23 protein-coding genes and 1 tRNA gene are annotated in these 20,521 nt (G+C 63.1%); 13 read left to right on the top strand and 11 right to left on the bottom strand.

The features are described from left to right. Window positions 1–45: 45 nt before the first annotated feature. From ureA to ACVZUB_RS23845, 7 genes are all read left to right on the top strand, one after another. The gene (gene ureA / locus ACVZUB_RS23875) at window positions 46–348 is read left to right on the top strand and encodes an urease subunit gamma (RefSeq protein WP_003939800.1); all 303 of its coding nucleotides are present in this window, start codon (window positions 46–48) and stop codon (window positions 346–348) included. Next, window positions 345–815, top strand: coding sequence for an urease subunit beta (gene ureB / locus ACVZUB_RS23870; RefSeq protein ID WP_007733849.1), 471 nt, complete (start codon window positions 345–347; stop codon window positions 813–815). The genes ureA and ureB overlap by 4 nt, the downstream gene beginning before the upstream one ends. Beyond that, complete coding sequence (locus ACVZUB_RS23865; protein ID WP_030535249.1) at window positions 812–2,521, top strand: urease subunit alpha; 1,710 nt, start codon at window positions 812–814, stop codon at window positions 2,519–2,521. Before ureB ends, ACVZUB_RS23865 begins: the two co-directional genes overlap by 4 nt. 4 nt (window positions 2,522–2,525) lie before the next feature. Then, on the top strand, window positions 2,526–3,215 hold the full coding sequence (locus tag ACVZUB_RS23860; RefSeq protein ID WP_007733855.1) for an urease accessory protein UreF: 690 nt from the start codon (window positions 2,526–2,528) through the stop codon (window positions 3,213–3,215). Next, on the top strand, window positions 3,208–3,951 hold the full coding sequence (gene ureG / locus ACVZUB_RS23855; protein ID WP_003939705.1) for an urease accessory protein UreG: 744 nt from the start codon (window positions 3,208–3,210) through the stop codon (window positions 3,949–3,951). Before ACVZUB_RS23860 ends, ureG begins: the two co-directional genes overlap by 8 nt. Then, window positions 3,951–4,688, top strand: coding sequence for an urease accessory protein UreD (locus ACVZUB_RS23850; protein ID WP_232329909.1), 738 nt, complete (start codon window positions 3,951–3,953; stop codon window positions 4,686–4,688). The genes ureG and ACVZUB_RS23850 overlap by 1 nt, the downstream gene beginning before the upstream one ends. Window positions 4,689–4,778: 90 nt before the next feature. Continuing rightward, window positions 4,779–5,525, top strand: coding sequence for an SDR family oxidoreductase (locus ACVZUB_RS23845; RefSeq protein ID WP_081558352.1), 747 nt, complete (start codon window positions 4,779–4,781; stop codon window positions 5,523–5,525). 75 nt (window positions 5,526–5,600) lie between these two features. On the opposite strand, the gene phoU is transcribed toward ACVZUB_RS23845, so the two are convergent. The 5 genes from phoU to ACVZUB_RS23820 form a co-directional block, all read right to left on the bottom strand. Then, window positions 5,601–6,296 carry a phosphate signaling complex protein PhoU gene (phoU, locus tag ACVZUB_RS23840; protein WP_003940130.1) on the bottom strand — a complete coding sequence of 232 codons (696 nt, stop codon included), beginning with the start codon at window positions 6,294–6,296 and terminating at the stop codon, window positions 5,601–5,603. Window positions 6,297–6,368: 72 nt separating this feature from the next. Further along, complete coding sequence (locus ACVZUB_RS23835; protein WP_042451384.1) at window positions 6,369–8,399, bottom strand: LCP family protein; 2,031 nt, start codon at window positions 8,397–8,399, stop codon at window positions 6,369–6,371. Window positions 8,400–8,549: 150 nt separating this feature from the next. After that, a complete protein-coding gene (gene dusB / locus ACVZUB_RS23830; RefSeq protein ID WP_003939756.1) occupies window positions 8,550–9,692 on the bottom strand; it encodes a tRNA dihydrouridine synthase DusB in 1,143 nt (380 codons plus the stop codon). Between the two features lie 81 nt (window positions 9,693–9,773). Beyond that, a complete protein-coding gene (locus ACVZUB_RS23825; RefSeq protein WP_003940492.1) occupies window positions 9,774–10,733 on the bottom strand; it encodes an acyl-ACP desaturase in 960 nt (319 codons plus the stop codon). A 131-nt stretch (window positions 10,734–10,864) separates the two neighbouring features. Further along, window positions 10,865–11,740 carry a LysR family transcriptional regulator gene (locus ACVZUB_RS23820; protein ID WP_081558351.1) on the bottom strand — a complete coding sequence of 292 codons (876 nt, stop codon included), beginning with the start codon at window positions 11,738–11,740 and terminating at the stop codon, window positions 10,865–10,867. A 147-nt stretch (window positions 11,741–11,887) separates the two neighbouring features. Between ACVZUB_RS23820 and ACVZUB_RS23815 the strand changes: the two genes are divergently transcribed. Continuing rightward, on the top strand, window positions 11,888–13,072 hold the full coding sequence (locus ACVZUB_RS23815; RefSeq protein WP_198035717.1) for an MFS transporter: 1,185 nt from the start codon (window positions 11,888–11,890) through the stop codon (window positions 13,070–13,072). A 56-nt stretch (window positions 13,073–13,128) separates the two neighbouring features. On the opposite strand, the gene ACVZUB_RS23810 is transcribed toward ACVZUB_RS23815, so the two are convergent. Together ACVZUB_RS23810 and ACVZUB_RS23805 are read right to left on the bottom strand one after the other, a co-directional pair. Then, complete coding sequence (locus ACVZUB_RS23810) at window positions 13,129–13,719, bottom strand: DUF937 domain-containing protein (protein WP_003940105.1); 591 nt, start codon at window positions 13,717–13,719, stop codon at window positions 13,129–13,131. Between the two features lie 99 nt (window positions 13,720–13,818). Continuing rightward, window positions 13,819–14,265 carry a hypothetical protein gene (locus ACVZUB_RS23805; protein WP_054780998.1) on the bottom strand — a complete coding sequence of 149 codons (447 nt, stop codon included), beginning with the start codon at window positions 14,263–14,265 and terminating at the stop codon, window positions 13,819–13,821. A 99-nt stretch (window positions 14,266–14,364) separates the two neighbouring features. Between ACVZUB_RS23805 and ACVZUB_RS23800 the strand changes: the two genes are divergently transcribed. Then, a complete protein-coding gene (locus tag ACVZUB_RS23800) occupies window positions 14,365–14,742 on the top strand; it encodes an MmcQ/YjbR family DNA-binding protein (RefSeq protein ID WP_020908916.1) in 378 nt (125 codons plus the stop codon). Between the two features lie 45 nt (window positions 14,743–14,787). After that, window positions 14,788–15,372, top strand: coding sequence for a hypothetical protein (locus tag ACVZUB_RS23795; RefSeq protein ID WP_003940111.1), 585 nt, complete (start codon window positions 14,788–14,790; stop codon window positions 15,370–15,372). Between the two features lies 1 nt (window position 15,373). Here ACVZUB_RS23795 and ACVZUB_RS23790 read toward each other — a convergent pair whose 3' ends face one another. The 3 genes from ACVZUB_RS23790 to ACVZUB_RS23780 form a co-directional block, all read right to left on the bottom strand. Beyond that, the gene (locus ACVZUB_RS23790) at window positions 15,374–16,573 is read right to left on the bottom strand and encodes a low temperature requirement protein A (RefSeq protein WP_075834255.1); all 1,200 of its coding nucleotides are present in this window, start codon (window positions 16,571–16,573) and stop codon (window positions 15,374–15,376) included. 84 nt (window positions 16,574–16,657) lie between these two features. Continuing rightward, on the bottom strand, window positions 16,658–17,746 hold the full coding sequence (locus tag ACVZUB_RS23785; RefSeq protein WP_047271204.1) for an NAD(P)-dependent alcohol dehydrogenase: 1,089 nt from the start codon (window positions 17,744–17,746) through the stop codon (window positions 16,658–16,660). 29 nt (window positions 17,747–17,775) lie between these two features. Next, window positions 17,776–18,249 (bottom strand): DUF4334 domain-containing protein, encoded by a 474-nt coding sequence (locus tag ACVZUB_RS23780; protein ID WP_047271067.1) that lies wholly within the window; start codon window positions 18,247–18,249, stop codon window positions 17,776–17,778. Between the two features lie 121 nt (window positions 18,250–18,370). Between ACVZUB_RS23780 and ACVZUB_RS23775 the strand changes: the two genes are divergently transcribed. The 3 genes from ACVZUB_RS23775 to ACVZUB_RS23765 all read left to right on the top strand — a co-directional run bounded on the left by ACVZUB_RS23775 (window position 18,371) and on the right by ACVZUB_RS23765 (window position 20,355). Further along, window positions 18,371–18,913 carry a TetR/AcrR family transcriptional regulator gene (locus ACVZUB_RS23775; protein WP_030535258.1) on the top strand — a complete coding sequence of 181 codons (543 nt, stop codon included), beginning with the start codon at window positions 18,371–18,373 and terminating at the stop codon, window positions 18,911–18,913. Between the two features lie 219 nt (window positions 18,914–19,132). After that, window positions 19,133–19,441, top strand: coding sequence for a hypothetical protein (locus ACVZUB_RS23770; protein ID WP_136470805.1), 309 nt, complete (start codon window positions 19,133–19,135; stop codon window positions 19,439–19,441). Between the two features lie 62 nt (window positions 19,442–19,503). Continuing rightward, window positions 19,504–20,355 carry an alpha/beta fold hydrolase gene (locus ACVZUB_RS23765; protein ID WP_054780996.1) on the top strand — a complete coding sequence of 284 codons (852 nt, stop codon included), beginning with the start codon at window positions 19,504–19,506 and terminating at the stop codon, window positions 20,353–20,355. A gap of 88 nt (window positions 20,356–20,443) precedes the next feature. Here the strand turns inward: ACVZUB_RS23765 and ACVZUB_RS23760 are convergent. Beyond that, a tRNA-Lys gene (locus ACVZUB_RS23760) sits at window positions 20,444–20,516 on the bottom strand. Between the last annotated feature and the right edge of the window lie 5 nt (window positions 20,517–20,521).

Here is a 20,521-nt window from a genome sequence, read left to right as displayed (position 1 = left end):
GCACGCTGTCGATCGATGTCGTTTCACAACCGGAAGGGCTTGTCAGTGCACCTCACCCCTTCAGATACCGAAAAGCTGCTCCTGAGCGTCGCGGGCATGGTCGCCCGTGACCGCCGCGAGCGCGGGGTACTGCTGAACTACCCCGAAGCGATGGCACTGATCTCGTGCTGGATTCTCGAGCGCGCGCGTGACGGAATGACGGTTGCGGAACTGATGAACGCCGGTCGGCAAGTGCTCACCCGCGACGACGTGATGGAAGGGGTACCCGAGATGATTGCAAACGTCCAGGTGGAGGCCACTTTCCCGGACGGTCGCAAACTGGTCACCGTGACGGAGCCCATTCGATGATTCCCGGCGAAGTACGTGTGTCCACCGAACCGCTCGAGTTCGGCACGGACGCGGAGAAGATCACGATGGTCGTCGTCAACGACGGCGATCGCCCCATTCAGATCGGTTCACATCTCCACCTTCCCGCGGCCAACCCGGCGTTGACCTTCGATCGCGAAGCGGCAGACGGCTTCCGGCTCGACATCCCCTCGGGAACGTCGGTTCGGTTCGAACCCGGGGTCAGCAGAACGGTGACACTGATCGCGCTCGGCGGACTCAAAAGGGTTCCGGGCCTGCAGATCGTGCCGGACGAAGACCTACCGACACATGCGCGCGAGCCCAAGACCGTCATGCCGTTCGGCACGCCCGGCGTCGAGGTCGAAGAACCTTTGCGAGCGTCCTCGGTGAACGTGCGTGTGAGTGATGTTCCAGTCGAGGCGGATTCACCGGACGACGCCGCGACGACAGTTGAGAGGACAGCCGAATGAGCAGGATCGATCGACGCGGCTACGCCTCCCTGTACGGCCCGACCGCAGGTGACCAGATCCGTTTGGCCGACACCGATCTGTGGATCGAGATCGAGCACGACTACACCGCGACCGGCGACGAGATGGTCTTCGGCGGCGGTAAGAGCATCCGAGAGTCGATGGGCCAGGGCCTGACCACTCGCGACCAGGGTGCTCTCGACGTCGTCATCACCAACACGGTGATTCTCGATCACTGGGGAATCGTCCGGGCAGACGTTGGAATTCGCGACGGACGCATCGTTGCGATCGGCAAGTCCGGTAACCCCGACATCATGGATGGCGTGCACCCCAAGTTGCTCATCGGGCCGAGCACCGACGTGATCGCCGGTGAGGGAAAGATCCTCACCGCGGGTGCGATCGACACTCACGTGCACTTCCTCAGTGAAATCGAGATGATGGAGGCGCTCGCGACCGGTACGACGACGGTGGCGGGCGGCGGAACGGGTCCCACCGAGGGAAGCAAGGCAACCACCGTCACACCCGGCGCCTGGTCGCTGACGATGATGCACCGCGCCCTCGACCACATCCCGCTCAACGTCCTTCTTCTCGGCAAGGGCAGCACCGTCAGCCATGAGGCCATGCGCCAGGAAGCTCTCGCGGGCGCAGGCGGATTCAAGGTTCACGAGGACTGGGGTTCCACTCCGGCCGCGATCGACGCCGCTCTTCGAGCAGCCGACGAGTTCGGCCTCCAGGTAGCGCTGCACGCGGACAGTCTCAACGAAACCGGTTACGTACAGCACACTTTGGACGCGATCGCCGGACGCGGAATCCACGTATTCCATGCGGAAGGCGCCGGCGGCGGGCACGCGCCGGACATCATCGTGACCGCCGGTGAGCCGAACGTTCTTCCAGCATCGACCAATCCGACGTTGCCGCATACCGTCAACACGGTTGCCGAGCACCTCGACATGCTCATCGTGTGTCATGCGCTCAATCCCCGGGTTCCGGAGGATCTTGCCTTTGCCGAGTCCCGGATCCGGCCGACAACGATTGCAGCAGAAGACTTTCTGCACGACATCGGAGCCATCTCGATCACCTCGTCCGACGCCCAAGCGATGGGCCGTATCGGTGAGGTGACCCTGCGGACATGGCAGGTGGCTCACGTCATGAAGGCCCAGTACGGCAAGCTGGGCACCAGCATGCCGGCCGACAACGAGCGTGCGCGGCGTTACGTCGCCAAGTACACGATCTGCCCCGCGGTGGCGCACGGTATCGATCACGAGATCGGCTCGGTCGAGGCCGGGAAGATGGCGGACCTGGTGCTGTGGGATCCCGCGTTCTTCGGAGTCCGTCCTTCTGCCGTGATCAAGGGCGGGGCGATAGTTGCTGCGCCGCTTGGTGATCCGAATGCTGCTATCCCGACCCCGCAGCCGGTGTTCGTTCGCCCGGCCATCGCGGCGACTCCGGGATCGGCCCCGCACCTGTCCACGACGTTCGTCTCTCCGATGGCCATCGAGGACGGTCTGGCCGATCGTCTCGGTCTCACCCGCACCCTTACCGGTGTTCGTCCGACGAGACACCTCACCAAGGCGGACATGCCGAACAACACGGCGCTGCCGTCCATCGACGTCGATCCGGAGACGTTTGCCATCAAGGTCAACGGCGACCTGATCGCGCCCAACCCCGTTGACGTGGTGCCGATGGCTCAGCGCTACATGCTGTTCTGAAACCATGTCGATCGAGACGGCATCTGCCGAGATAGCATCGATGCTCTTGGCAGATGGGCGTCTGCCTACCGGCGGTCACGCGCACTCGTCGGGGTTGGAACCGGCACTGGCGGGCGGACTCCTGCAGAGTCAGGTCCCTGACTTCATTCGCGGTCGACTCGAAACAGTCGGACTTGTCGAGGCCGCTTCAACGGTGGTCACGCGCCGCTGGGCCGTAAGTGAGGGTAGTGCAGGCGAACTCGAGGACATCTCGAGGGAACTGCTCGCTCGGACTCCCAGCGCACCGCTGCGTGAGGCGTCGATTCAGCTCGGCCGTGGGCTGGCGAGACTGGCGTCGCGATTGTGGCCGCAGCACCCCGCGGTGCAGATGCTCATGGCGCTGCCTGGGCATCCGATGCGTCCGCTCGCGTTGGGCGTCTTCACGGCGGTCTCCGGGATGGACGACCTACAGGCAGCCAGATCTTGTTTGTACGACGACGCCCAAACGGTGGCGTCGGCGGCATTGAAGCTACTGCCGGTGGATCCGGCAGAACCGGTCGAATGGTTGCTCCGAGCAGCCCCGACCATCGAAACCGTCGCCGCGGCTGCCGTAGCCGTCGAGGGCGTCGCAGATATACCCGCAACAACAGGGCCGTTGGTCGAACAATGGTCACTCGAACACCACGCTCGATCCAGGAGGATTTTCCGTGCTTGACAACCTGAACAACACCACCACTGCTGCAAGAGGTTTGAGGCTCGGCGTTGCCGGCCCCGTCGGCACCGGCAAAAGCACCCTCATCGCCACCATCTGCCGCGAACTCGCGGCGGAGTACGAGATCGCGGTGGTCACCAACGACATCTACACCGACGAGGACGCGCGACTGTTGCGCGCGGCCAACGTTCTGCCGATCGAGCGCATCGTCGCAGTCGAGACCGGTGCGTGCCCGCACACGGCTATTCGTGACGACGTCACGCCGAACCTCATTGCGGTCGAAGACCTCGAGCGTCAGTTCCATCCCCTCGACATGGTGATCGTGGAAAGCGGCGGTGACAACCTGACCGCCACGTTCAGCCCGGCACTGGTCGACGCCCAGATCTTCTGCATCGACGTCGCGGGCGGCGGAGACGTCGCACGCAAGGGCGGTCCCGGAATCGAGCGGGCAGATCTGTTGGTGGTCAACAAGATCGACCTGGCCCCGTACGTCGACGTCGACGCGGTCCAGATGGTTGCCGATGCCACGGCCGCGCGTGACGGACTTCCCGTTCTCGCGCTCAGCCAGAAGGATCACTCAACGATCGACCAGCTCAGTGCGTGGCTCCGCCAGGTCATCGCATCTCATCGCGCGGGTAGTCACACCCCGCAGGATCCGGGGCCGATGGCGCCGCACTTCCATGCCGATGAAGAAGACCACGGTCACGGTCACGGGCACAGCCACTCTCACGCTCACTGATGCGCACTGGAGCTACGCGGGTCGTCGTCGAGAGAGTGGGTGACACCGCTGTTGCGCGAGAGCTGATCTCGGGCGACTTCTTGGCCCCGCGGTTCGTCGACGCTCGCGGGCTCACCGTGCGAATTGCCTTGGTAGGGCACAGTGCAACGCTGCTGGCCGGCGACGACCTGCGTATCGAATTCGTAGTCGCTCCGGGTACGTGCCTCGAGGTGATCGAGCCGTCGGGGACCGTCGCGTACAACGCGCGTGGCGGCCGGGCGTCGTGGTCGGCTTCGGCGAGCGTCGGCGCCGGTGCGGCGCTGATCTGGCGCGCGGCACCGTTTGTCGTCGCGGGCGGCGCGGATGTGACCAGGCGCGTGGATATTTCACTGGAATCCGATGCGGTTGCGCTGCTCGACGAGATGATCGTGTTCGGCCGGACCGGCGAAACCGGCGGTGCCCTTCGCTCGGATCAGCGCATTACCGTCGACGGTGACGCGCTGCTCGTGGAAACTCTCGACCTGCGTAGCGTGCCGGGCCGTTCGCTGCCGGGAATTCTCGGTGGCCATCGCGTGCTCGGTACGACCATGCTGTTGGGGATGAAGACTACCGACGACGTCGAAGGGCACGTGACGCCGCTGGCGGGAGCAGGGATGCTGGCACGGGCCGTTGCCGATCACGCACACGAGGCGAGCGCAGCGTTGGATCCGATCTGGTCGCAGTGGCGTGGGCGAGTTTCGCAGGAGTACACCGACTGATTCGCCCTACCGTCACACTTCGGGAGGCTGCGTCGTCCAGTATGTGACCAGGCCGAAGAGAGCCGGGCGCACAGGTTTGACGGAGGCATCATGCGAATTGTTGTTCTGGGCGGAACCGGCCAGATGGGAAAGCTGGTCGTCGAGCAGGCAAAGGCAGGGGGCCACGACGTGGTCGCTGCCGCTCGATCGACGGGAGTCGACATCTCTACGGGTGCCGGGTTGGACGAAGCATTTTCCGGCGCCGACGTGGTCGTCGACGTGAGTGATCATGTCACCAACGGTGCGAGGAAGGCGATCGAGTTCTTCGAGACGGCAGCGAAGAACATCGCCGCGGCCGAAGCCAGGGCCGGCGTGAAGCACCACGTGTTGCTCTCGATCGTGAACTGCGACGATCCGCGATTGAAGTCCTTCGGTTACTACCAGGGGAAGGCTGCGCAGGAACGCGCGGTGGAAGCGTCGAGTATTCCCTTCACGATCCTGCGATCCACTCAGTGGTTCGAGTTCGGCGAGAAGACGATCGCGCTCTTCGGGCTGGGGCCGGTCGCGATGGTTCCCCGGATGCGGTCACAACCGGTGGCAGCGAAGACCGTCGCCGAGGCGCTCGTGACCTGCGCTCAGAACGGTCCGACCGGGAGGGCTCCGGACCTGGCCGGGCCCGAGGTCCTCGAGATCCCGGCCATGACGCGCGAGATCTTGAAATACCGTGGCCGACGTAAGTGGCTGATCCCGATCTCGATGCCGGGAGCGGGTAAGGCGATGAAGGGTGGGGCGTTGCTGCCCGCGCCGGGATCCACAACTGCAGGACCCACGTTGGAAACCTGGTTGCACGAGAACTGAATAGGAAAGGCGGCCGCGCAAGTGCGCGGCCGCCTTTTACTCACGTGGACGGTTGGGTTCAGAGATCCGGGTAGTTCAGAGATCCGGGTACGAGGTGAGGTTGTCGACCTTCTCGGTGGTTTCGGGCTCTTCGGGCAGCTTGCCGGTCACCAGGAAGATGACACGTCGGCCGACCTCGACGGCGTGGTCGGCGAATCGCTCGTAGAAGCGGCCGAGCAGCGTGACGTCGACTGCGGCGGCAACGCCGTGCTTCCACTCACGGTCCATGAGGACGGTGAAGAGGTGGCGGTGGAGGTCGTCCATCGCTTCGTCTTCTTCGCGCAGACGGGCAGCGCGCTCGGGGTCGCGGGTCTCGAGGACGACCTTGGCGGCCGCACCGATGGAGACAGCGATGCGTCCCATCTCGGCGAAGTAGCCGTTGACCTCTTCAGGAAGCACGTGGTTGGGATGTCGGCGGCGCGCGATCTTGGCGACGTGCAGGGCGAGTGCGCCCATGCGGTCGATGTCGGCGACGATCTGGATTCCGCTGACCACCGAGCGCAGATCTCCGGCAACGGGAGCCTGCAAGGCGAGCAACGCAAACGCGCGCTCCTCGCAGATGGTGCTGAGTTCGGTGATCTTGTCGTGTTCGCCGATTACTTGTTCTGCCAGGGACAGGTCTGCCTGGAGCAGGGACTGGGTGGCGCGCTCCATAGCGGCACCTGCCAGTCCTGCCATCTCGCCGAGCGTGTCTGCAAGCTCGGTCATCTGTTCGTTGTAAGCCACGCGCATGAGGTCAGAGCCTACGTGCCGTGAAAGACCAAGTCACAAGCACCAGGTGAACGCAAGGTGAATGAACGCGTGTCAGTCGCAGGTGGTGTCGCCGGCGTTGACGCTGGCGATGTCGGCGGGCAGAGCCGTCGAGGTGCTGGTGTCGACCGACGTCGGATTTGCCGCCAGGATGGTTCCCGGGTCCGCGGGGGCGACGACGGTGCCGGCGAAATTGCTTCCGACGACGACCTCGATCATGTCTCCCATGCTCGGAGCGAGAACCAGAACCGCGCCGGGAATCGACGACGCGACCGTCACCGCTTCAGCCTCGTAACCTGCGGCGTAGCGCACGACGGTGGTCGACGCTTGAGCATTCGCCAGGCCGGTGGCTGCGCTGAAGTTACCGACCGTGGAGATCTGGAAACCGTAAGCCGCGAGGCTGTCGGCGATCGTCGCGGCCTGCCCGGCGATTCCCGACGCGTTGGAGACGTCGACCGAGATGTTGTAGGCGCTCATTGCCTCGACGGAAGTGGCGGCCGGCGGCGTGCTGGACGTAGGAGCGGTTGTCGTGGAACTGGTCGACGACGGTGTGGTGTCCTCGCGCTCTTCGCCCGGAAGCGGATCGTCGTCGATGATCGCCTGGAAGAGGGACTTGATCTCGTCCGTGCGAGGAATCTCGTTGCCCCAGTCGTTGGTGCCGTCCGTGGGGACCGTCAAGAACGTGACCGCGCCTGCGTCGACGTTCTGGAGCGAGCGACCGAGGGTGACCAGTGACTTGGTGTCGATGTTTTCGACGAACGTGTCGCTGGTGAAGGCGTTGATGAATCCGTTGAGCTTGCTCGGATTCAGGAGGACCTGGTTGGACAGGGCCGAGCGGAGCAGCGCCGACAGGAACTTCTGCTGACGGGTGATGCGCCCGTAGTCGCCGTTGCCCTCGGCTTCGACGTGGCGAGCACGCACGTAGTTGAGGGCGGTACGGCCGTCGAGCATCTGCGTGCCGCCGGAGGCGAGGACGGTTCCGAGGATGCCGTCTTCGATCGGTCCGGGGGAGCAGACGTTCACACCGCCGACGGTGTCGACCATGCGCTCGAAACCGGCGAAGTCCATTCCGACGAAGTGCCCGATTTTCAGGCCGGACATCTTCTGGATGACCTTGACCAGGCATTTGGGGCCACCGAGTGCGTACGTCGCATTGAGTTTGTCGCCGCTCGCTGCCGGGAAGGTTTCGCTGGTGTACTTGCCGGCGTCGTTGTCCCATCCCTGACAGATCGGACGTTCGACGTCGAGGTCACGCGGGAAGGAGACGGCGACGACGCGGCTTCGGTCCGCGGGAATGTTCACCAGCATTACCGTGTCGGCTCGGGCGCCTTCGGCGTCTTCGACGGTTCCGGCGCCGATCTCACCGCTCGCACCGGCGCGGGTATCGGTGCCGATGATCAGGTACGTCTCGTCGCCGAGTTGACCACCGGCGTCGATGATGTCGTCGGACTCGGTGTCGAGTGCCGCAATCTGATCGAATCCGCCTTCGACCGAGCGCAGATAGCCCCACACGACGCCGGTCAATGCGAGAGACATGACGGCCAGGAACGCTACTGCCGATCGGCCGATCACTTTTGCGCGATGGCGGCGGCGAATCTTGCTTTGCGCCAGACGAGTGGCGCCGGTGTCACCGACTACCCGCGGCACTGCGGAGGTGACGGGATGTTCTTCGGTGATCCAGTCCGCAGCGGCGGGCGGAACGGTCGGACGGGCGGGAATCGGCCGGGCGGGGGGCGGCGACGACGCTGCTGAAGATTGAGTCTTGGGTGGTACGGATTTGTTCGGCGCCGGCTTGGGCGGCGTAGCCGGGGCTGGTGGCGGCTTCTTGTCGCCTACCCGACGGACCAACTCGGCGACCGAAACAGAGTCGTCGGTCGGAGGCGAGTCCCGTCGCCCGGTACGTCCACTGCTGCGACGCTCCGGGGGACTGGGTGGTTGCGGTGTTGGTCGCTGGGGTGTGGCAGGGCGCTGGGGCGTTGCCGGTTGGTCCGGTCGGGCGTTGCGGAAGCGCTTGTCTGCGAGCGGACGTTCCCAGGGGGCGCGGCTCTCGGGCGGAGGTGGGCCCGAATCGTGATCATCACCCACCGATGCAACCTGTCCCGTCGTCGACTGTCAGTAACTCGTCATTCAGATGCCGGCGTCAACCGGTTGTCGACGAAGCTGGAGCCATATTACTGGTGAATCCTGAGTGCTTCACTCAGAAAGTGATGTGAGTAATCCGACGGCGTGTTTTCGCTAGCCACCAGAGTGCATCATGTCAGCTCCCACCGGCACAAGGTCGTCTTCGGGATCGTCGAGCCAACCTTCCGGGAGTGCTACCTGACCGGGTGAGCCTTGGCGTCCGCGCGGGCCTTCGGCGTCCTTGGGGAACGGGACGTCGTGGTCGAGCTGTCCGAGCAGATCGTCCAGTTCGGACAACGTGCTGACCAGAGCCATCGAGACCCGCAGATCCGATCCGACCGGGAACCCACGCATGTACCAGGAGACGTGCTTGCGAAGTTCGCGCAGACCCTTCATTTCACCGTGATGTGCGGCGAGCAGTTGGGCGTGACGGGCGATGATCTTGGTGACTTCGCCGAGCGTCGGCGGCGTGGCGATCTGTTGTCCGTTGAGAGCTGCGCTGAGTTCCGCGAACAGCCATGGCCGTCCGAGGCAGCCGCGTCCGACGACGACGCCGTCGCAGCCGGTCTCGTTCATCATGCGGGCAGCATCCGAGGCGTCGAAGATGTCGCCGTTGCCGAGGATCGGCACGTCGGTGACGTGTTCCTTGAGGCGCGTGATCTCGTTCCAGTCAGCAGTGCCGGAGTAGCGCTGCGACGCGGTACGTGCGTGAAGTGCGACGGCAGCGGCGCCTTCAGCTGCGGCGATCCGGCCGGCGTCGAGGTGCGTGTGATGTTCGGGGTCGATGCCGACGCGCATCTTGACGGTGACCGGAATGTCGGTGCCTTCGGTGGCGCGCACGGCTGCCGCGACGATCTGACCGAACAGTCGACGCTTGTACGGTAGCGCCGATCCACCGCCCTTGCGGGTCACCTTGGGTACCGGGCAGCCGAAGTTCATGTCGATGTGATCGGCCATGTTCTCGTCGACGATCATCTTGGCCGCGGCGTAAGTCGTATCCGGGTCGACGGTGTACAGCTGCAGCGACCTGGGCGTTTCGGTCGGACCGAACGTGGTCATGTGCATCGTGGCGGGTTGGCGTTCGACGAGCGCGCGGGCGGTGACCATCTCGCAGACGTAGAGCCCGGACGTGCTGCCTGCACGTTCGAGTTCGAGTTCACGGCACAGCGTGCGGAAGGCGACGTTGGTGACGCCCGCCATGGGTGCGAGGACCACGGGGCTGTGCAGCTCGAGTGAACCGATACGAAGGGATGACATGTCTACCTCTGAACAAATACTTGTGACAATTGGAAGTGCCCGGTACCGAATCCGGTACCGGGCACAGAATAGCTGGTGAAACTAAGAAGCCTGCTGTTCGCGCTTGGCGGCTTCGCGTGCGAGCATGCGATCGCGCTGTTCCTCGAACTTCGTCGCGTTGGCGGCGAGTGTCTCGAGGAAGGCCGCCAACTCTTCGCGCGTGTTCTCGCCTTCGGCGCTGAAATCGTTGCGCTCGAAGATGTTCCACTTACGCAGGACAGGCCAGACGACCTCGTCGAGGTGCTGGCGAAGGTCGTAGATGCCGTGCTTGGCCATGAGGGCGCCGTTGCGGCGGAAGTTCGGCATGCCGGCACCGGGCATCTGGAAGTTCTGGACGATGTTCGCCACAGCCTTGAGCGCCTGATCGGGAGCAAGATCGAGCGCGGCGGCGCAGATGTTGCGGTAGAAAATCATGTGCAGGTTCTCGTCGGCGGCGATGCGCTGAAGCATCTTGTCGGCAATCGGCTCGTCGCAGGCCTTGCCGGTGTTGCGGTGGCTGACGCGCGTCGCGAGTTCCTGGAAGGTCACGTAGGCGACCGAGTGCAGCAGGCCGGCGTCGCCCTCGTCGATGGGTGCGCTGTAACCGTTTGTCATGTGTTCCATGCGGAAGCGCTCGAGCTCGACGGGGTCGACTGCGCGCGTGACGACGAGGTAGTCACGCATCACGATGCCGTGGCGGTTCTCCTCGGCGGTCCACCGGCCGACCCACGTTCCCCAGGCACCGTCCTGCGAAAAGTTCTCGGCGATCTCACGGTGGTACGACGGCAGGTTGTCCTCGGTGAGCAGGTTGGTGATCATCGCGGCGCGAGCTACCTCGCCGAGTTGTGACTGTTCGAGACTCCAGTCTTCGCCGCCCATGGCTGCGAAGTTACGGCCCTCGTCCCACGGAACGTAGTCGTGTGGATGCCATTCCTTGGCCATGGAGATGTGGCGGTTGACGTTCTCCTCGGCAACCGGCTGCAGCTCTTGTAGCAGCTCCAGCTGCGTCAGAATCCTCGTCATTTCTTGCCTCCATGTTGAGTGAATGCGCGACTTCGCCCCAGCCTACGGCACCGTAGGTTTGAAAAGAATGGCATGAAAATTGCTCCCCTCGAGGGATGTTACCGATCCGTAGTTATCCGGGGGCACTTTCACTACCAAGTCGTTCTTTCGACGTAGTCGCGGAACGTCCGGGCGGGATCGGACAGCTTGCGACTCTTCGACCAGATCAGCCCTATTTTTCGCTGTGCTCCTTCGATCGGTACATAGACGACTCCTTCGGCCCAGATCGGTGGATCCTGAACCGGCATGACCGAGACACCGAAGGACGCGGAGACCAGTCCGCCGACCGTTGCCAGCTCGCTGCTCTCGAAGACGAAATTCGGAGTGAATCCTGCGGCCGCGCACAGTTCATCGAGAATTCTTCGCATCCCGAAGTTCGGATGCATACCGATGAACGGTTCGTCGGCCGCGTCCGCAAGCTCGACCGAATGCAACTTCGCAAAGCGATGATCAGCCGGAACAGCCAATGCCAGTGACTGCTGGGCGATCTGCATCCACGCCACCTGCGGATCGCGCGGCTGAGGCGAGACGACGGCCAGGTCGGACGTGCCGGCGGCGATTCTGTCGACCAGGAACTGCGCGCTGTCCTGATGCAGTTCGAATCGCACTCCGGGATACTCGACGCGGTATCCGCGCAGCATGTGCGGCACCAACCAGGTGCCGAACGAGTGGAGGAAGTCGAGTCGGACCGTGCCGCTCTCGGGGCTCGCCAGCGACTGGATTTCGGTCTGCGCGGCGTCGAGGGCACGCAGTGCGATGCGAGCATGTCGATAGAGGATCTCGCCGTACCGGTTCAGTTCGAGTCGGCGTCCCTGACGGTCGAAGAGTGTCACGCCGATCTGTCGTTCGAGGCGAGCGAGTTTGCGCGAAAGGGTCGGCTGCGACAGGTGAGTCAGATTCGCGGTAGCGGTCACCTGTTGGGTTTCGGCGAGCACGACAAACCATTCGAGGTCTTCGGTCAGCATCACGAACCCAATCTATATACCCCCAGAGCATATAGAACACCAAGTTTATGCATTTTCTTTTGCCAAGTCGGGGCGGGAGGATTCTTGCCGGAGGTAAGTGATGCCTGGAGGTACGTGGTGACTGTCGAGAATGTGATCGAATCCGAAGTGATGCCGCTTCGCCGCGGAACATCGGGATATCGAACCGTGACCGTTGCGTTGTTCGCGGCCGGGCTGTCGACGTTCATCTCGATGTACGCGGCACAGGCGTTGCTGCCTGCGTTCGCCGAAGACTTCCACGTCTCGCCTGCGGTGTCTGCGCTGTCCGTCTCGGCGACGACGGGCATGTTGGCGTTGGCAATCATTCCGGCCAGTGCGCTCTCCGAGCGCTTCGGTCGCACGCGGGTGATGATCGCGTCGGCGTCGGCGTCCTGTGTGATCGGTTTACTTCTGCCGCTGAGTCCGACGATCGAGGTTCTGCTGGTCGGACGCGCAGCACAAGGATTGGCTCTGGCCGGTGTCCCGGCGGTGGCGATGGCCTATCTGGCCGAGGAGGTCGATCGGAAGAACCTCGGTGCAGCGATGGGAAGGTACGTCGCCGGCACAACGATCGGTGGGCTGATCGGACGGCTCGTGCCGTCGGCCGTCGTCGATTTCAGTACGTGGCGTTGGGCGCTGTTGACTGCGTCCGCGCTGTCGGCATTGTTCGCGCTCAACATGATCCGGCGGCTTCCCGCGTCGAAGTTCTTTCGCCCGCAACCGATATCGGCGCGCACGATCGCGTCGAATCTACGACGCCACCTTGCGAACCCGTCGCTGCGAACACTCTTCGCTTTGGGATTCATCCTGATGGGCGGCTTCGTTTCGATTTACAACTTCCTCGGGTTTCGGCTCACGGCAGCACCTTTCGGCCTTCCTGAAGCGCTTGTGGGCCTGGTGTTCCTTTTCTACCTTGCCGGAACTTTCACCTCGGCGGTAGCCGGCGGGGCCTCTGACCGACTGGGTAGGCGCAGCGTGCTGCTCGGGTCGGTTGTCGTCATCGGTATCGGCCTGGCACTGACCGTTCCGGACAATCTGGCGTTGACGCTCGTGGGGATGCTGCTCTTCACCGGAGGATTCTTCGCCGCACATTCGGTGGACAGCGGTTGGGTGGGGCTGATCGCTACCGATCACCGGGCCGAGGCGTCGGCGTTGTATCTGTTTGCCTACTACGCGGGTTCGTCCGTGGCGGGCGCCCTCGCGGGTCTTGCATACGCGGGTGGCGGTTGGGTCGGGGTCAGTACTTTTGTGGGCGCGCTGCTGTTGGTTGCGTTTGCCTTGTCACTGAGGATGTTTCGATCTTCGACGATTGACTGAACAGAGCACTGCGGCGACCCCGAACGGGATCGCCGCAGTGCGTTCTGTCGAGCGTCTTACTTCTTGCCGCCGCCGAGGAGGCCGCCGAGCAGGTCTCCGAGGCCGCCGCCACCGGATCCACCCAGGATGCCGCCGAGTGCGCCGCCGATGCCGCCGCCGGAATTGCCGCCGCCGCCGAGAATTCCGCCGAGGAGATCCCCGAGCCCGCCGCCACCGGAGGCCTGAGTCTGCGCGCCGGCACCGCCACCGGTGAACTGCTTGGCGAGGTAGGCCAGGACGATGGGAGCGAGGATCGGCAGCAACTGCTTCACCAGATCGTTTCCACCGCCGCCACCGACACCGCCCAGTGCGCTGGCGACCTGATCGGTGTTGCCGCCGAAGATGTTCGAGACGATCTTCTGACCGTCAGCGGTGTCGACTTTGCTGATGTCGACGCCGTCGTCGAGAAGGCTGGTGTCGGCGTGAGACTGCAACGCGCTTTCCAGCGAGGCTGCACCGGCGGGATCCTGCGCGTTGGCGCCGAGGCCACCGACGAGGGTCGGAAGTGCAGTCTTGACCGCCGATTCGGCAGTTGCCTGGTCGACGCCGAGTTGCTGCGCGATCTGGTCGATGGGGATCTGGGATAGAAGGTCGTCAAGCGATGCCATTGATGCCCTACCTCTTCTGGGGTACTACTCGTCAGTACCCGGCTGTTGCAGACACTAGTGAATGTCGGCGTCGACGGTAACCCTCTGGTTGCCGAGCGGTCAGGCTCGGGTCTTCTCGCGGGGGACCAGGCACGCTAGGAGAGCGAGAATCAGTCCGCCGGCCGTCAGAATGAAGCCTGTCTGATTTGTCAGGATCGTGGAGTAGTTTTCCCTGATGACATTGTCGAACTGATCGTTCACGCGGTAGTAGAACGTGCCAAGAGTCCCCAATCCCACGATAATTCCGATCCATGCTGCGATGCGAGAACCGAACAATGCGGCGATCAGAATCAATACGGCGGCGGCGAGCAGAAGTATCGCCATCGACCGGTAGAAGGTCACGGACTGATCGCCGAGTTGCTCGATTGCCCACCCTGCCGGAAAGCCGTCCCGCAGGTCCTCGAGGCGAACGTTGTCGGGTTTGACCCCGGCCAGTACGTACGTGAACGAGCCGACGGCAACGGCGATTCCACAAATGAGCAGAACGAGATGAACTAACGTGCGCATGCCAGTCTCCCTGTGTTCGGAGTTCGGTGACGCGGTCGTCGCCGAGCCTAGCTGTGTCGCGGGTGTCAAGCTCGGTATCGAGCGTGCAGAATCGTCTCCATGCCCGACAACATGCGTCGACTCGAAGAGATCTCGCTGTCGCTGCCGGAAGCGGAGCGCGTCGACATCGAAGCGTGGGACGGCCACCCGACGTTCCGGGTCCGCGGCAAGAACTTCGTGTTCTGCAACCTCGAAGCCACCTCCTTGACCGTCAAGCTGAGCAAGGAGGAAGCCGAAGCGGTGGTGGCCACCGAACCAGGCGCAAGTGCTGCGGGCTACGGACTCGGTCGACACGGGTGGGTTGCACTCGACATCGGCACCGACGTTTCCGAGGAGAAATGGTCGCAACTGGAGGAGTGGATCTACACCTCGTTCACCCTCGTTGCGCCGAAGCGGCTTGCCCGGATCGTTCTCGATGCGGATGAGGAACGCCCGTAACGGATAGATTCGTCAGTACAGACGCCGACTAGACGAGGAATTGTCATGACGACACCGGAAACTTCACCGGCCACCGCAAAACCGGGCATGCCGCCGTGGGCGAAGAAGGCCATCGGGATCGCAGTGATGGCGGTGGTCCTGGTCATCGCTTACTTCATCCTTGCCGCCTTCCTTCCGCGTTGGTGGGCGCAGCGCATTGCGTCGTTGGCGAACGGCAGTTTCAGCGCCGGAATCGCGTGGGGGCTGCTGTTCGGTCTCGTGTGCACCCTGGTCCCGCTCATCTTCTTCCGGGCGGTCTGGCAGGTGCGCAAGCGCAAGCATGCTCGAATCATGCAGATCACGGCTCTCGCGTTGGGTGTGATCTTCGCGCTGCCGAATCTGCTCTCTCTGACAGTTGTTCTCGGCAACAACAACGCTGCGCATGCCGGCGAGCGGATCCTCGACGTCGACGGCCCCGGATTCCGCGGAGCATCCGTTGTCGGTGCCGTCCTGGGCGTTGCGTTGTTCCTTGGACTTGTCGCGCTCGGCTACATGTACAAAAAGCGTGGAAAGGATCTCGACAAGATGCGCGGTGAGCTCAAGCAGCACGAGCCGCAGAGCAAGGGCGAGGCTCCGGCTCCGGAAATTTGAGTCAGCTCTTCGACCGAGTACTCAGGCCGACACCGACTCCGACGGTTCCCGCCGCCACCAGTCCGGCGAGCGGGACAGCCCAGTGTCCGGCAAATGTGCAGGCGAGAACCAGGATTGCACTCACCGGTAGAACGGCCTGCTCGATCCTGTCGCGCTTGAAGTGGCGTGAATGCATGAGCCACACGAAGATCAGGAACATCGCGGCCGGAATCGTGACCGCGGCAGATGCTGCGAACGTCGAAATGTGCGCTTCGCCAACTGCTTCCTCGACGGCTACTTCGATGCCGGCGCCGATGGCCGCAGCGGATCCGAATACGAAGTAGTGCCCGTATCCCCACAACAGGACGGCGCGATTGCCTTGGTCTGCGAGGTACTCGTGGATCGGGACGGCGAAGTAGATCCACAACGCGGAGAACACGATCAGAACTCCGCCGACGGCAATCGGAATCAGTAGATCGGCGGCGTCGAAATCCCGGATGCCGGATTGGACCGCGATGGTGGCGGCAGCGATGGTTTCGCCGAGCATGATGATGGTGAAGAGGCCGTAGCGTTCGGCGATGTGATGCGGGTGCCACGGCGTCTGGTGGTTGCGTTCGGCGATCGCCGGCACCGCGAGTTCGGCGATCATGAGAACGAAGAAGCCCGGAATCCACGCCGACGCCGGCATCAGGAGCAGCACGATCCAGCCGGCCTGGACGATCACGAGCCCGGCGGCATATTGCAGAGCAGTGGTTCGCGCTGCACCGGATTCACCGCTGGCGGCTCGAAGCCATTGGCAGGTGAGCGCAATTCGCATGATGAGGTAGCCGACGATGGCCGTCGTACGGTCGGTTCCGTCGAATGCGTCAGGGATTCCGGCGGCGAAGACGAGCACGCCACAAATCTGTACGAAGGTCGCGACCCGGTAGGGGACGTCGTCCGTGTCGTAGGCAGACGCGAACCAGGTGAAGTTCACCCACGCCCACCACAGCGCGAAGAAGACGAACATATAGCCGGCGATGCCGTCGGCGTAGTGGCCCTCGGCGACAGCATGCACCAGTTGAACTCCGGCCTGTGCGGCTGCAACCACGAAACACAGGTCGAAGAACAGTTCGAGTGGCGTCGATGCTCGATGGTCCTCGTCGCGGCTGCGTGCGCGCATCCGGATGATCGGCATTACGGCCCGGCCGTGGCCCGCGCCTGTACTGGTGTGTTCTGTCATCGTCCCCACCTTGCTCCGACGTCTAGTGCAGGAGCGCAGTCTAGGGCGAATTCCGTCGGGTCGACGAATGAGACATTTCGCCCCTCACCACACGAGAACGGGTTTGATGACGCGCCCCGACGCTTGATCTTCGACGGCTTTGTTGATGTCGGAGAAGGCGTAGCGCGTCACCAAGCGGTCGATCGGAAACCGGCCACCAGTGAAGAGTTCGACGAGTTCGGGGATGAACGTCGAGACTTCCGACTCTCCTTCGATGCATCCTCGAATTGTCTTTCCGCTCAGCATGATGTCGGCCATGTTCATCTCGACCGTGGACGCTCCGAGTCCGACTACCGCCAGTGTTCCCCGTGCTCGAAGTGATGTGACGGCCTGATTGATCACGGAGCCGATTCCGGTGGTGTCGAGGGAATGTGTCGAACCTCCGTCGGTGGCGGCGCGTACTGCTTCGACCGCGTCCTCGGTGGTCGGATCGACAGTGACGGCGCCGAATTCCTCGGCGAGTGCGCGCCGCTGCGCAACGGGGTCCACGGCGACCAGGGTGGAAACGCCGGCAGCCCTCGCTGCCAGTAGCGCTGCGAGTCCGACGCTGCCGGCTCCGAAGACGACAAACGTCGAGTCGGGCTCGGGGCGAAGTAGATTCAGCACGGCACCCGCGCCGGTTTGAAATCCGCAGCCGAGGGGAGCCGCGACGGTCAGGTCCACTGCAGGATCGACGACGACGGTGTTGTCGGCAGTGGCGATGACGTATTCCGCGAAGCTGGACTGGCCGAAGAATGCGGACCGTATCGGAGTTCCGCTTCGCCGGACCGGCGTCGAGCCGTCGGTGCGTGCGCCAGAGCTGTTGAGCCCGTGTGAGCTTTCGCAGTACGCCCGATGGCCGCTGAGACACTGCCTGCACATACCGCAACTGCGGTAGCTCAGCAACACGTGATCACCGGGCGCAATGCTGTCGATCGACGAGCCGACGGCCTCGACCACCCCCGCCCCTTCGTGCCCGAACACGCAGGGGCCGAGCCTTTCCGGTAGCACCGACTTCGTGAACAGATCTGTGTGGCACAGGCCGGTAGCGACGATGCGAACCAGGATCTCGTCTGCGCGGGGTTCGTCGATTTCAACGGTGTCGAGTGTGAAGGGGGAGTGCGGGCCGTGTGAGAGCGCCGCTGTCATCTGCATGGAGGATCTCGAATTCTGTTCGGCGCGAATCACGCTCGCTCGAGCAGGAAGTAGTAGTGCTGCCCACCGTCGAGAACCAGCGCCGACTTTCCGTTCATGATGCCCATCAGTGTCGAGTCGTCGACCTTCTTGAAGTGGTCGAAGATCGGCGCACCGTCGTAGACCATCGTTGCCGTGACTTCGCCACGAAACTCGATGTTCCACAGGCTTGCTTCGCCATTGCCGCCCTTGACGTCGGAATAGAGGTTGCCGTCTTCGTCTCGGCAGATCAACGGCTTGGCGTCCTCGACCGAGTTGAAGGTCTTGCCGTACCAACGGCTCGCGAACAGCTTTTCGTGAAGCCGGTGACCGGTGGCGAAGTCGTCACCCTTCCACTCGCCGAGGATTTCTTCGGCGGCGACGGTTTCCAGCGCGGCCCACACTTCGTCGAGTTCTGCTGGTGATACACCACTTTCCGCAGCACGGAGCCGGGCGAAAGCAGTTCGGGCTTCGTCGAGATTCATGTCTCTCCTCGAGTTGACGGTAAGTGGCACGACTTGTTCGCGAACCAAATTGTTCGTCAACTCTGCACGCTACGCCGAACCGGATGGTTCGGCAACGGTCGATTCGTTCTAGGCTGTGAACATGCGCTCAGCAGGGGAAGCTACGAGGGACCGCATTCTGGCGGCCGCAAAGGACGAATTTGCCACGTACGGGTTGGCCGGCGCGCGGATCAATCGGATCGCCGCGCAAGCGCGTGCCAGCAAAGACCGCCTCTATGCGTACTTCGCAAGCAAGGAAGAGTTGTTCGCTGCCGTGACCGAACAGTGGACGTCCGAAACAACAGCGGAGACAGCACTTCGAGGTGACGACTTGCCGGGCTATGCAGGTCGCCTCTTCGACAACTACGTTGCCCATCCCGAGAACGCCCGATTGCAGCAATGGGCGGATCTCGAAGCGCCGGACGTCATGAGCGAGGACGACATACGAAGCAAGACCTTCCGGCCTAAAGTTGCGGAAATCCGCAAGGGGCAGCTCGAGGGACACATCGACCCCGCGTGGAATCCCACGGAGTTGATCCTGCTGATCACGGATATCGCCCGGATGCTCGCGCTCAAGTCGTCTCGTTCCATCCCTCGACGTCGGGAGGCGGCAGTCGAGGCGGTTCGGCGTTTGATTGTGGCGTAGCGAGTCCAAACGCGAACGTCCACGCCCGTCGCTGTGTGGTTGCCCGGATTTACGGATTTCTCAGTAACGGTGCGTACGTTGGGCGTCGGCTCGTTGACGCCCTCGGGATGTTGACGTGCCGCCAAAACTTTTGTCGTCGACTGTTCAGATGCTGGTGAGCAAAAGGATCGCGGCCGGCCACCCTGACTGAATATCGTCGACGCCGAGCGTGTTCCTTCGGTGCGCGCACCTGTTCAGCATCTGGAGTGGACCCGTGTCGAAGTGGCCGTGCATATGAAGATCTCGAAGAAGGTAGCGCTGGTCGTTGTGGCTGCTTGCGCCCTGACGTTGGGATCGGCGCAAGTCGGAACCGCCCGCGCGGATGCGCCGGTCAAGGTCAGCGTGGCCGGTCATGTGGTGAGCGCCGGGCACTTCGAGCAGGTGCGGCGCCCCAACCGGTGTGTGAAGGCCGGGACGGGGAAGTCGAAACCGAGCGAGCAGAAGTCCACGAATCGCAGTGGGCGTCGAGGCAGCGGGGGATGCTTCTGACAGTGATTGCGAAGTTCCGCAATCAGCCGTCGCAAATCTGTAACACGTTCTAATCTTGCGGTATGGACGTGACTTACGAAGGGACCAAACGCGAAGTCGCTACCGACAGGGGGACTTTGCGCTATCACGAGGCGGGCGATGGTCCGCCGTTGATCCTGTTGCACGGCTCCGGGATCGGCGTGAGTGGATGGCGGAATTACCGGGGGAACCTCGAGGTGTTCGCAAAGCACTTCCACTGCTACCTCCTCGAGTTCCCGGGGTTCGGCGTGAGCGATCCCGTCGACGGTCATCCAGTTCTCACGGCAACCTCGGCGGTGGTTCGATTCATGGATGCGCTGGGAATCGAATCCGCTGCGATGATCGGCAATTCGAAGGGCGGAGTTGTCGGGGTCAACGTCGCGATGAGGTTCCCTGACCGCGTCCGCAGATTGGTCACCATCGGAGGCGTGGGCCCGAACATCTTCAGTCAGAACCCGAGCGAAGGTACGCGTCTCCTCCAGGAATTCGCCGACGCTCCCAGCCGTGAGAAGTTGGTTCGCTGGCTCGAGTGCATGGTTTACGACAGATCCGTGATCACCGAGGAGCGGATCGAGGAACGATGGCAAACGGCCAACGATCCGGCCTCGCACCAGGCATTGACCGCGATGTACGGATCCAAAGCCTTTGCCGCTCAGCAGCAGATGATGTCCAACTCGGATGTGCCGCCGTACTGGTCGATGATGCACAAGGTGCAATGCCCGACCTTGCTGACATGGGGGCTCGATGATCGGCAGTGTCCACCGGACATGCCGATGATTCCGATGCGACTGATTCCGAACGCCGAACTGCATGTATTCCCGAACTGCGGGCACTGGGTGATGATCGAAGCCAAGGAGGCATTCGAGCGCGTGACCCTCGAGTTCCTGCTTCGATGACCTGCTGATGCATTGATGTGGCACGAATTGATGTGGCATGAACGCACAAGACCCGGCGCCTCTGAATGAGGCGCCGGGTCTGTGTTTGTGCCCCCAGTAGGACTCGAACCTACGACCTGCGGATTAAAAGTCCGTAGCTCTACCAACTGAGCTATAGGGGCGCGGC

It is taken from the genome of Rhodococcus sp. OS5 (genome assembly GCF_056837585.1).
This window is presented reverse-complemented; position numbering and strand designations above follow the sequence as displayed.

Excerpts from the sequence above, each read along its gene's own strand:
- ureB (WP_007733849.1), top strand. The coding sequence starts at position 345 with ATGATTCCCGGCGAAGTACGTGTGTCCACCGAACCGCTCGAGTTCGGC.
- ACVZUB_RS23865 (WP_030535249.1), top strand. The coding sequence starts at position 812 with ATGAGCAGGATCGATCGACGCGGCTACGCCTCCCTGTACGGCCCGACC.
- ACVZUB_RS23860 (WP_007733855.1), top strand. The coding sequence starts at position 2,526 with ATGTCGATCGAGACGGCATCTGCCGAGATAGCATCGATGCTCTTGGCA.
- ACVZUB_RS23850 (WP_232329909.1), top strand. The coding sequence starts at position 3,951 with ATGCGCACTGGAGCTACGCGGGTCGTCGTCGAGAGAGTGGGTGACACC.
- ACVZUB_RS23845 (WP_081558352.1), top strand. The coding sequence starts at position 4,779 with ATGCGAATTGTTGTTCTGGGCGGAACCGGCCAGATGGGAAAGCTGGTC.
- phoU (WP_003940130.1), bottom strand. The coding sequence starts at position 6,296 with ATGCGCGTGGCTTACAACGAACAGATGACCGAGCTTGCAGACACGCTC.
- dusB (WP_003939756.1), bottom strand. The coding sequence starts at position 9,692 with ATGTCATCCCTTCGTATCGGTTCACTCGAGCTGCACAGCCCCGTGGTC.
- ACVZUB_RS23825 (WP_003940492.1), bottom strand. The coding sequence starts at position 10,733 with ATGACGAGGATTCTGACGCAGCTGGAGCTGCTACAAGAGCTGCAGCCG.
- ACVZUB_RS23815 (WP_198035717.1), top strand. The coding sequence starts at position 11,888 with ATGCCGCTTCGCCGCGGAACATCGGGATATCGAACCGTGACCGTTGCG.
- ACVZUB_RS23810 (WP_003940105.1), bottom strand. The coding sequence starts at position 13,719 with ATGGCATCGCTTGACGACCTTCTATCCCAGATCCCCATCGACCAGATC.
- ACVZUB_RS23805 (WP_054780998.1), bottom strand. The coding sequence starts at position 14,265 with ATGCGCACGTTAGTTCATCTCGTTCTGCTCATTTGTGGAATCGCCGTT.
- ACVZUB_RS23800 (WP_020908916.1), top strand. The coding sequence starts at position 14,365 with ATGCCCGACAACATGCGTCGACTCGAAGAGATCTCGCTGTCGCTGCCG.
- ACVZUB_RS23795 (WP_003940111.1), top strand. The coding sequence starts at position 14,788 with ATGACGACACCGGAAACTTCACCGGCCACCGCAAAACCGGGCATGCCG.
- ACVZUB_RS23790 (WP_075834255.1), bottom strand. The coding sequence starts at position 16,573 with ATGACAGAACACACCAGTACAGGCGCGGGCCACGGCCGGGCCGTAATG.
- ACVZUB_RS23785 (WP_047271204.1), bottom strand. The coding sequence starts at position 17,746 with ATGCAGATGACAGCGGCGCTCTCACACGGCCCGCACTCCCCCTTCACA.
- ACVZUB_RS23780 (WP_047271067.1), bottom strand. The coding sequence starts at position 18,249 with ATGAATCTCGACGAAGCCCGAACTGCTTTCGCCCGGCTCCGTGCTGCG.
- ACVZUB_RS23775 (WP_030535258.1), top strand. The coding sequence starts at position 18,371 with ATGCGCTCAGCAGGGGAAGCTACGAGGGACCGCATTCTGGCGGCCGCA.
- ACVZUB_RS23765 (WP_054780996.1), top strand. The coding sequence starts at position 19,504 with ATGGACGTGACTTACGAAGGGACCAAACGCGAAGTCGCTACCGACAGG.